The organism is Intrasporangium sp. (assembly GCF_035280925.1).
In the GTDB taxonomy this organism is placed as follows: domain Bacteria; phylum Actinomycetota; class Actinomycetes; order Actinomycetales; family Dermatophilaceae; genus Intrasporangium.
This window is the reverse complement of the sequence record NZ_DATEEY010000174.1, coordinates 1-9,405: the sequence shown is the minus strand read 5'-3', so window position 1 is coordinate 9,405 and position 9,405 is coordinate 1. Positions and strand designations below refer to the sequence as shown.

Here is a 9,405-nt window from a genome sequence, read left to right as displayed (position 1 = left end):
GTGGCGTGCATGCTGGGCCGCCATGATCGAGCCCGCGAGCTGGCGGTCGACATCGAGGCCCTGAGCACGCCCGACTCACGAAGCTCCCTGGCCGATGTCGCGAGACTCGCCCTGGCAGTCCGAGCTGGTGACCGGGACGGTGTCGACGCGGCGGTGGCGGCGCTGGTCACCGCTGACCCGGGCGGGGTGTTCGAGGCGTACGCACTGTCGGAAATCGGGGCCGTGCATGTGTGGCAGATGGCGGATGGCCTGGCCGTTGAAGCCCTGGAGCGCGCTCTCGCGCTGGCCATGCAGCTGTCGCTGTCGGCCCTCGCGCTCGCGACGGGGGGTCGGTTGGTCCTCGCCCACTGCGCCGCGGGACGCCTCTCGATCGCCGAGAAGTACGCGCTCGACGCTGCCGGGATCAACAGTGCGCACCCTCGGATCCCCGAAGCCTCCGCTGCGCCCTTCCACATCGGCACGGCCGATCTCGCCACGACGAGGGGCGATCTCCAGGGTTGCGCTCGCGCCCTGCAGGTCGTGGACGTGGCGCAGCTGCGGGACCGCGACCCGGCCCTCTCCTGCGCGGCGACGTTGGTTCGGGCCACCGCCTTGCAGGCCGCGGGGGACTATCTCGGAGCGCGGGCGATCATCCTCGGCGACCCGTCGTGCTCGCTACCGGGCGCATGGGGTCTCCGCGCGGTGAGTGCGCTCATGCTGCTCGAGCTCCTCGCGCAGAGCGGGCGGCCGCTCGTCGCGATCCACGCCTTCCAGCACGCCGATCCACCGACGAACGACTTCCTGGCTTCGCGGACGCATCTCGCCCGTGCTCGAGCCCACGTCGCGGCCGGTGACTGGGCGGCGGCCGACCTGATGGCCCGACGCGTCGTCACCGCCGCGCGTCCAGCCACCACGCCCTTGCTCGTCGCGGCCGTCATCGTCGAGGCCGAGGCTGCCCTGGGGAGCGGTGACGAGACCTCCGCCGTTGAGCACCTGACCCGAGCCATCGACCTCAGTTCGCATGAAGGGATCTCTCAGGCCTTCCTCGAGGCGACGCCGCGCTTCGAGGCGTTGCTGGCGGGCCACCCGGGTCTCGCCGCTCGGTGGCCCGTGCCACTGCACTCCTCAGCGTCGGCCGCTGCCGACCACTCGGCGACGCGGCAGCGCCATGGCCTCCCCGAGCCACTCACCGACCGCGAGCTCTCGGTGCTGCGTTGGCTCGCCACACGCATGACCACGGCCGAGATCGCCACGGAGCTGTTCGTGTCGATGAACACCGTCAAGACCCATCTCGCCTCGATCTATCGCAAGCTCGAGTCGAGCAGCCGCCGCGAAGCGGTCGCCAAGGGCCGTGATCTACACCTCATCTGACGGTCGGCGCACCTTCGGAACCAATGGCCCCGTGACGCAAGGATCATCCACGACGGATGAGGCCACCGGGTGCGCCCGATGACGACCATGGCTGTGCGGCTCAACTCGAGGAGAGGGCACGGAAGCGCTGAGCATGGACGAGATGGTCGTACTGGGATGCCACTACGAGGACGCTCAGAGCGCTGAGGCCGACCTCGCGGGGTTCACCTCCGATGGCGGCATCCGCTCCGCAGCATCGAGAGACGCGTCCGTCACCGTCCTCGCGGTCGACGACTCCGGCGGGCCGGTGCGCCTCAACGGTGCGATCGGCTCTACGTCCAAGGGCTCCGTGCCCGCGGCTGGGTCGCTCGCAGATGCCGTGCTCGTCGGCCTGCTTCCGGGAGTGGCCCTGCGCGACGGCTGGGTCCGTGCCGATGCAGACGGAACGGACGTCGGTCGGCTGGTGACCCGGGTGGTCGACGCTCTCCGTCCCGCGGACCTCCAGGCGCTCGCGGAGCTCATCCACCGCCGCCCCCGCGCCCTGGTCGTCGTCATCCCTCAGGCGGCGCTCGACGAGACCACGGCACTGACGTCGCGCGCCGCGGACCGGGTGACCGCTCGGTTCACCGTCGACGTCGACGCGCTCAACACGGAGGCGCAGGCGCTGCTCACCATCCCGCCGGCATCGGGCGGCGACTCGACAGCCTCAGGTCCCGGAGCCCGGCCGGCCAGCCGGGCGGCGCCCGAGCTGCGCACTGCCTGGCGCATCGGCCTGGTGCTCCTTGGGATCGTGCTGCTCTACAGCGCAGGCCAGTTCATCCTCCAGGACGGAGGGCTACTGGTCTTTCAGCTGATCATGGCGTGGCTGGCGAGCATCGCCATGGAACCCGCCGTCGGACGCCTCACCCGGCATCTTCGGCGAGGGGTGGCGACCGGGTTGGTGATGGCCGGGGTCGTCGTCGCCGCCGTCGGCTTCTTTGCCGCCTTCGGCAGTCTGCTCGCCGATCAGATCCGCAATCTCGTCACCGCGCTCCCCGGCGCTGTCGAGGCACTGATCGACTGGATCAACGCCACCTTCGACCTGAGCCTCGACTCCGCAGCGCTCGCCTCGCAGCTTCAGGTCTCCCCCGAGCAGATCGCGACGCTCGGCGCCGAGGTGGCCGGCGGGCTGCTGGGAGCCATCGCCGGGCTCGTCGGTGGCATCTTCTCGATGTTCACGATCGGCCTGTTCATCTTCTACTTCTCAGCCGACGCCCCACGCTTCAAGCGGTGGGTGGCTCGACTGCTGCCGCAGCGACGGCAGGAGGTCTTCCTCGTCGTCTGGGACCTGGCAGTGCAGAAGACCGGCGGTTACGTCGCCGCCCGCATCGTCCTGGCGGCGATCAGCGGGTCACTCACAGCGGTCTTCCTGCTCCTCATCGGAATGGACTACTGGCTCGCCCTCGGCATCTGGACCGGCGTCGTCGCCCAGTTCGTCCCGACCATCGGCACGTACATCGCCATCGCACTGCCCGTCGTGGTGGGGCTCACGAGCGCCGACCCCGTTGACGGCGTGCTGGCGCTCGCGTTCGCCCTCGTCTACCAGCAGGTGGAGAATCTCACCATCGAGCCGAAGATCAGCGCGAATGCGGTCGACATGCATCCGGCAGTCGCCTTCGCGTCCGTCCTGCTCGGTGCGGCGCTCTTCGGCGTCGCGGGAGCCTTCTGCGCCGTCCCGGTCGCGGCGCTCGGGTTGGCGCTGTTCGAGATCTACAGCCGCTCGTACGAGTTGCTCCCGCAGTTCGACTCGCCCACTCCGCCAGTTGCTCGACAAGGCCGTCTCGGACGAAAGCGCGCGCAGCCCTAGCGTGTGAGCATCCGCGACTTCTGGATGGCGAACTCCTCCTCGGTGAGCACGCCCTGATCGCGCAGCTGCCCGAGCTCGCGCAGCTGGGAGATCAAGTCATCGCCCCGGACCTCTACAGGCTGCTCCTGACCCACCGACTGGCCTTGCGACGCCCGACCGCTGACCGCGGTTGCAGTCCCGGCCACGACGGCGGTGCGAGCCGCTGTCCCCAACAGGCCGGGCCTACCGCGGCGCGCGATCGGGCGTCCAATCATGATCTGGTCACTCCTCCAGTTGTTCGCGTCAGGGCGCCCCTGCTGTCACGCGAGCGCCTTGGCCTTCATTGCGTCGAACTCGGACTGCGTGATCGTCCCCGAGTCGAGGAGGTCCTTCGCCCGCGCGACCTGGTCAGCCGGTCCCGCCGTTCCTGCGACGTCGCGGATGTAGTCCTCCTGCATCTTCTGGACCGTCTTGACTTCGGCCATGCGGCGCTTGCCCATGTCCGAACCCCGTGCGATCAGGTAGATGAGGGCGGTGATGAGGGGCACGATCACCAGGGCAACGACCCAGATCCCCTTGACCCAACCGGAGGTCTGGTCATCAGACATGAGGTCGCTGAGGATCATGAACAGGACCATGAGGTAGGCCATGAACGCGAAGAAGATGATGATGAACCAGACGATGTCCCAGAAATCCATGCCGGATCCTTCCCGATGATCAGGAGCGCGCGCAATCGGCGCTCGACACGAGTCTCCGAACCCGACGCCGTGCCCGGGATCACCCGTAACGGATGATTGGCTCAGCGCCTCCCGATGGAAGGCTCCGACAGTAGGGAGAGGCCGCGAGGGAGGGCGCTCGCATGTCAGTAGACGTTGAGACCAGTCCGGGCGACAGCGCGAGGACCCGGGCCTCCTCGTCGGACGGGCGATCGTTCTCGGTGCGAGCGAGCGCCGCCGCGACCATCAGACCCGGGGACTACGTCAGGATCATCCGTCCGGATGGCGTGGACCTGCTCGGCTTCGTCGAGGAGGTCTCGCCCCAGGACGGCTCGGGTCTGGTCGCCGCCGGCTCCCTCATCGATGAGGGCAGTGAGGTCGCGCCCATGCCCTTCACCGACGCAGCCGCAGCGCCGACCTCCCCGGACGCGGTCGCCCGGGTGGTCTCCGGCCCGGACCCGGAGCTCGTGGTCGGTCAGCTGGTGTCGACGCCGAGTGTCGGCGTTGGGCTCGTTCCGCACCGGTTGAACCGGCACACCTTCTGGTGCGGCCAGAGCGGTTCCGGCAAGACCTATGCCCTCGGCGTCGCGCTGGAGCGGATCATCCTGCGAACCCGGTTGCCCGTCGTCGTCTTCGACCCGAACAGCGATTTCGTCAAACTCCATGCGGCTCGGGAAGGCCTGGATCCGCCGGTCGCTGAGGCGCTGGCCGGTCGCGCCGTCAGGGTGCTGCGTCCCGGCGAAGGGCCTGATGCCCTACGGGTTCGCTTCCGGGACATGGGCGCCCATGCGAAGGCAGCGATTCTGCGCCTCGATCCGGTGGTGGATCGCGGCGAGTACAACGCGCTGCTGCGGCTGGCTCCGGCGCTCCAGGGCGTCGATCCGGCGGACATCCCGCCACGGATGCGAGAGGCCGGCGGCCTGGACGGCGAAGCGCTGGCCCAACGGGTGGAGAACCTCGGCCTGCTCGAATGGCAGACCTGGGCCTACGAGCACGAGGCGGCCACCGATGTCATTGCCGGTCGCCCCGCCGCGACCGTCCTTGACCTGGGCGGCTTCCACAGTGGCGATGAGCAGCTCGTCGTCGCGCTGGCGGTGCTCGAGGACCTGTGGGCCCGACGGGAAGAGCGGCGCCCACTGCTGCTCGTCATTGACGAGGCACACAACCTGTGTCCCCCGGAGCCGGAGGGGCCGCTCGGCATCGCGGTCCGCGACCGGATCATCCAGATCGCCGCAGAGGGGCGGAAGTTCGGGCTGTGGTTGCTGCTGTCGACCCAGCGACCGTCAAAGGTGCACCGCGGAATCGTGTCGCAGTGCGACAACGTCACCGTCATGCGGATGAACTCCCCCGGTGACCTTGCCGAGCTGGCGGACCTCTTCGGCTTCGTGCCGCGCTCGATGTTGGCCCAGTCGGCTCGATTCAGGCAGGGCGAAGCACTCATCGCCGGCGGATTCGTGGCGATGCCGAGCATCGTGCGGGTTCGCGATCGGATCACCCTCGAGGGTGGCATCGACGTTCGGGTGCCCATGCCGTGAGGCGGGGCCTGACACCAAGGAAGTGAGCCATGACCTCAGTTCAACCGTCCTATGGTCCCGCCGCAGGGAGACCCCAGTTCAGCGCCCAGACGCTGTGGGCGGGCGGCTTCGCGTCCGCGCTGGTGGCGGCCTTGATCGCCCTCGTGGGGGTGCTGATCTTCCGCGGCGTGTTCGACATCCCAGTGCTCGCCCCGGAGCGCGATGGAGTGTGGGGCGGCTCCTCGACCGTGGGCTACATGATTGCCGCGGCTGTGGGTGCTCTCCTCGCGACCGGGCTCGCGCACCTCTTGCTGCTCAGTACCCCGCGTGCGATGCGGTTCTTCTCCTGGATCGTCGGCCTCGCCACGGCTGCCGCGGCGATAGCGCCGTTCGCCACGGATGCGGACATGTCCAGCAAGGTCGCCACCGGGATCATCAACCTGGTCATCGGCATTGCCATCCTCAGCCTGGTGAGTGCGGTGGCCAGATCGGCCGTTGCACGAGGCGTGAACGAGCTCGGCTAGGACGCACCGGGCCCCCACTCACCCCGGCTGGTCGAGGGCACTCAGCGCCGGCTCGGCCGTCGTCGCGGGCACCACGCCCTGGTCCACGACAACGCCACCGGTCTCCGCGAGGGCTGACACGAAGCGCTGGGCCCACGTGTTCTCCCACAGCAGCAGTGCCGCGGCGGAACCAGGCGGCAACCGGTCGCCCACCTCGGCGAGGTCCTCCTCGCTGACGAGCCCGCCATAGGCGCCCTCGACGCTGCCGTACACCGCCCAATCGTCGGGCAACCCGTCAACCTCGAGCGTCGTCACCTGACCGTCCACATCCTTGTCGACGAACACCAGGTCGAGCAGGCGGACTGTCCCGCTGTCCACCAGGGCGGCGAGCTCCGCCGCGAGACGGCCGTGGAAGTCAGGGTGGTCGAACGCGACGACGACGTAGTGGACCGGTCCCATGAGTCTCCTTCCTTGCCGTCCCCAGCGTGCTCTCCGGGTGGGCGTGGGCGGATCACCCGTCCCGCATGAAGGCACCTTTCCCGCGAAGCCAGCCCAGCGGCATACGGCTGATTGCGTGTGGACCCGAGGGATGTCGGGCACGCTGGGCAGGTGGACGTTGATGAGGCAGTGGAGCGATATGGCAGCGCCAAGCGCGTGGGCAGCCACGAGACGCCCACGCGGCCGGGTGGTCTCGATGACGCCGCGGTCACGGCGCTCGGGAAGCTGTCGGAGGCGCTCGAGGTCGTCGAGCACGCGCGGGGGATGCTCTACGCGTTCCACCGGCTGACCGGGCGGGCGGACGCGACGCTGCAGAGGGCCGTCGCACTGATGCGCGAGGCCGGCCTCAACACCCAGGCCGACGTCGTCGAGGAATGCGTCGTCGGTCGCAACGTGCTGCCGGGCATGTGGACGTTCCAGCTGGTCGAGGCCTACGACGAGTGCTACTGGAGCGTCTTCCGCGAGGTCGTCGACCGCGTGCGTGAAGAGGCGGGCGACCCGGAGCGGCACCGCTACGAGGCGGAGATGAAGGAGCGCGAGCAGAGGCCGCGGTGACGCAGTCTGTCGCCTTCTTCAGTGACCGTATGCCGCTGAGCTGGCTGCCGCTCGCTCGTGACCTGTCGCTGCCCTGACCTTCTTGGACTCGCAAGACGCAGGCCGGAGATCAGCTCGGGAATGCAGGGACCATCCAGTCTGTTAGTTGAATCGTGAATCAGTTGCGCATCATCGTCTCCAGCACTCGTCCCGGCCGCATCGGCCCCAAGGTCGCCGAGTGGGTCGCCGCCCAGGCGCCCGCCGCGGAATGGGAGGTCCGGCTCCTGGACCTCAGTGACCTGCCGTTCCTCGACGAGGAGGAGCACCCCAAGCAGGGCAGGTACGCGCTGCCGCACACCCAGCGCTGGGCCAGCGAGGTCTTCGAGTCGGACGCGATCGTCGTCGTGACGCCGCAGTACAACCGCAGCTTCCCGGCGCCGATCAAGAACGCCGTCGACATGCTCTTCGCCGAGTGGGACGGCAAGCCGATCGCGGTCGTCGGCTACGGCTGGAGCGGCGCGGTGGACGCCGCCGCCGACCTCACCAAGGTGCTGACGCACGTCAAGGCCGACGTCGTCGGATCCACCGGCCTCGTCTTCACCAAGGACCTCACGCCCGAGGGTGAGCTCACCACGACCGACGAGCGCGTTGCCGAGCTCGCCGAGCTGCTCGAGGCCCTGTCCACGCGCCTGCGCGAGCGCCAGGCCGTCACCGCCTGACTTGCGTTCGACTCGCATGCTGCTCCGCCTTGCGGAGCAGGATGCGAGTCGCTCTGGTGTCCACCTGCCTTGATCCCCTGTTGAGGGGGCAGGATGAGGCCATGACGACCGTGCCGAACGGCAATGCCCACCTCGCCGTGCTCATCGACGCCGACAACGCGGACGCCTCGATCATCGAGCCGCTCCTCGCGGAGATCTCGAAGTTCGGGGTCGCGAGCGTCAAGCGGATCTACGGCGACTGGACCACGCCGCAGCTCGGCAGCTGGAAGAACGTCCTGCTCACCCACTCCATCCAGCCGATCCAGCAGTTCGCCTACACGGCCCGGAAGAACTCCACCGACAGCGCGATGATCATCGACGCGATGGACCTGCTCCACACGGGCACGTTCGACGGCTTCTGCATCGTCTCGAGCGACAGCGACTTCACCCGACTCGCCTCTCGGCTGCGCGAGTCGGGCAAGCGGGTCGTCGGCTTCGGTGAGCAGAAGACCCCGGACCCGTTCGTCCAGGCCTGCGACCAGTTCGTCTACACGGAGATCTTCCGGGCCAGTCCCGAGGGCGACGGCGCGCAGGCTCCGACTCGGAGGAAGACGGAGGGCGAGCTGCGCCAGGACACCCGCCTCGTCAACCTCCTCCGCACCGCGATCGACGCGGCATCCGGGGAGAGCGGGTGGGCGGGCCTCAGCGCGGTGGGCAACCTCATCGTCAAGCAGGCGCCCAACTTCGACCCGCGCAACTACGGCTACACCAAGCTGAGCGACCTCGCCGAGGCCATCGGCCTCTTCACGCTCGACCGGGAGGGCGGCGGCGTGCGCATCGCGGACACGCGGACGCTGCCGAAGACCCCGGCCAAGAAGACCGCGAAGAAGGCGGCCGCCAAGAAGGTCACGGCCAAGGCGGTTGCCGGCTCGCGCTGACACACACTTGGCCGTATGCCGCTGAGCTCGCTCGCGCCTCCCCGCTCGGTTGGCGTGGAGTTGCGTCAGTCGGGGCGCCGCTCGACGGTGATGTGGCTCCCGGCCTCGCGCAGGCCGAGTGATCGGTAGAGGTTGATCGCGGGACCGTCGGTGTCCGCCACGATGACGACCTGCTCGACCCCCGGCTCGGCGAGCGCCCACTCGCCGGCGGCGTGGACGACGGCGCCGGCCAGACCACGCCGACGGAAGTCCGGGTGCGTCACCACGGCGCGGTAGCGCGCCCGCGGGCCGAGCACCACGATGCCCGCCCGCGACACGAGCCGGCCGTCGACGAACGCGCCGAACCACCTGCCCTGACCGGCCTCCGCCTGCGCTCGCTCGGCGCGTGCGCGCAGGCGCTCGAAGGCGAGCCGGGCCTTGCGCTGGCCGCTGTCGTCGTCCGACGCCAAGACGAGCACCGACTGCTCCCAGTCGTCGTCCGACGAGAACGGTCGGACCTCCACGTCGATGGCTGGGCGCGGGGGCGGCGCCAGGATCCGCTCAGCCGCCAGGGCGGTGTCGAGCTCGACCGCGCAGCCGTGCCTCTTCCACCCCGAGTGGTCCGCATCGACCTCGAGGATCGCGAAGGCGCGATGGCCGGCGTCCGGGAACGCCGCCTCGAATCGCTCCAGCCACGTAGGGATCTCGCGCGCCGAGGGCGCGCGCCCGAGGAGCAGGAAGTTGCCCCAGTAGTACGTGGGGTTGCTCTCCGTCCGGATGACCAGGTGGTCCCCGTGGTCCGTGATCGTCGAGCCCTCGAGCTCGAGGACGGCGAGGTCCGTGGCCAGACCCGGGGTGTCGATGCGCACGA

The 9,405-nt window shown here is 69.3% G+C and carries 11 protein-coding genes; 7 read left to right on the top strand and 4 right to left on the bottom strand.

The window, feature by feature from the left end:
- Positions 1-1,350 (top strand): helix-turn-helix transcriptional regulator (locus VJN29_RS15650; RefSeq protein WP_324144562.1); only part of this gene is annotated, 1,350 nt, incomplete at its 5' end.
- Positions 1,351-1,483: 133 nt separating this feature from the next.
- A complete protein-coding gene (locus VJN29_RS15645) occupies positions 1,484-3,175 on the top strand; it encodes an AI-2E family transporter (RefSeq protein WP_324144561.1) in 1,692 nt (563 codons plus the stop codon).
- Here the strand turns inward: VJN29_RS15645 and VJN29_RS15640 are convergent.
- Together VJN29_RS15640 and VJN29_RS15635 are read right to left on the bottom strand one after the other, a co-directional pair.
- Positions 3,172-3,429, bottom strand: coding sequence for an SHOCT domain-containing protein (locus VJN29_RS15640; protein ID WP_324144560.1), 258 nt, complete (start codon positions 3,427-3,429; stop codon positions 3,172-3,174). The two genes, VJN29_RS15645 and VJN29_RS15640, sit on opposite strands and share 4 nt — an antisense overlap.
- A 45-nt stretch (positions 3,430-3,474) precedes the next feature.
- Positions 3,475-3,852, bottom strand: a complete 378-nt coding sequence (locus VJN29_RS15635; protein ID WP_324144559.1) for an SHOCT domain-containing protein — start codon at positions 3,850-3,852, stop codon at positions 3,475-3,477.
- A 161-nt stretch (positions 3,853-4,013) separates the two neighbouring features.
- Between VJN29_RS15635 and VJN29_RS15630 the strand changes: the two genes are divergently transcribed.
- Entirely contained in the window at positions 4,014-5,405 is a 1,392-nt protein-coding gene (locus VJN29_RS15630; protein ID WP_324144558.1) for an ATP-binding protein, read from the top strand.
- Positions 5,406-5,434: 29 nt separating this feature from the next.
- Positions 5,435-5,908 carry a DUF6069 family protein gene (locus tag VJN29_RS15625; protein ID WP_324144557.1) on the top strand — a complete coding sequence of 158 codons (474 nt, stop codon included), beginning with the start codon at positions 5,435-5,437 and terminating at the stop codon, positions 5,906-5,908.
- A gap of 18 nt (positions 5,909-5,926) precedes the next feature.
- Here VJN29_RS15625 and VJN29_RS15620 read toward each other — a convergent pair whose 3' ends face one another.
- Positions 5,927-6,346, bottom strand: a complete 420-nt coding sequence (locus VJN29_RS15620) for a DUF6325 family protein (protein ID WP_324144556.1) — start codon at positions 6,344-6,346, stop codon at positions 5,927-5,929.
- A gap of 150 nt (positions 6,347-6,496) precedes the next feature.
- Here VJN29_RS15620 and VJN29_RS15615 point away from each other — a divergent pair, with 150 nt between their 5' ends.
- The 3 genes from VJN29_RS15615 (at position 6,497) to VJN29_RS15605 (ending at position 8,555) form a co-directional block, all read left to right on the top strand.
- Entirely contained in the window at positions 6,497-6,940 is a 444-nt protein-coding gene (locus VJN29_RS15615) for a hypothetical protein (protein WP_324144555.1), read from the top strand.
- A gap of 152 nt (positions 6,941-7,092) precedes the next feature.
- Positions 7,093-7,638 (top strand): NAD(P)H-dependent oxidoreductase, encoded by a 546-nt coding sequence (locus tag VJN29_RS15610; protein WP_324144554.1) that lies wholly within the window; start codon positions 7,093-7,095, stop codon positions 7,636-7,638.
- Between the two features lie 101 nt (positions 7,639-7,739).
- Entirely contained in the window at positions 7,740-8,555 is an 816-nt protein-coding gene (locus VJN29_RS15605; protein ID WP_324144553.1) for an NYN domain-containing protein, read from the top strand.
- Between the two features lie 65 nt (positions 8,556-8,620).
- Here VJN29_RS15605 and VJN29_RS15600 read toward each other — a convergent pair.
- On the bottom strand, positions 8,621-9,405 hold a 785-nt coding region (locus VJN29_RS15600; RefSeq protein ID WP_324144552.1), incomplete at its 5' end, for a GNAT family N-acetyltransferase.

Excerpts from the sequence above, each read along its gene's own strand:
- VJN29_RS15630 (WP_324144558.1), top strand. The coding sequence starts at position 4,014 with ATGTCAGTAGACGTTGAGACCAGTCCGGGCGACAGCGCGAGGACCCGG.
- VJN29_RS15605 (WP_324144553.1), top strand. The coding sequence starts at position 7,740 with ATGACGACCGTGCCGAACGGCAATGCCCACCTCGCCGTGCTCATCGAC.
- VJN29_RS15625 (WP_324144557.1), top strand. The coding sequence starts at position 5,435 with ATGACCTCAGTTCAACCGTCCTATGGTCCCGCCGCAGGGAGACCCCAG.
- VJN29_RS15645 (WP_324144561.1), top strand. The coding sequence starts at position 1,484 with ATGGACGAGATGGTCGTACTGGGATGCCACTACGAGGACGCTCAGAGC.
- VJN29_RS15640 (WP_324144560.1), bottom strand. The coding sequence starts at position 3,429 with ATGATTGGACGCCCGATCGCGCGCCGCGGTAGGCCCGGCCTGTTGGGG.
- VJN29_RS15635 (WP_324144559.1), bottom strand. The coding sequence starts at position 3,852 with ATGGATTTCTGGGACATCGTCTGGTTCATCATCATCTTCTTCGCGTTC.
- VJN29_RS15620 (WP_324144556.1), bottom strand. The coding sequence starts at position 6,346 with ATGGGACCGGTCCACTACGTCGTCGTCGCGTTCGACCACCCTGACTTC.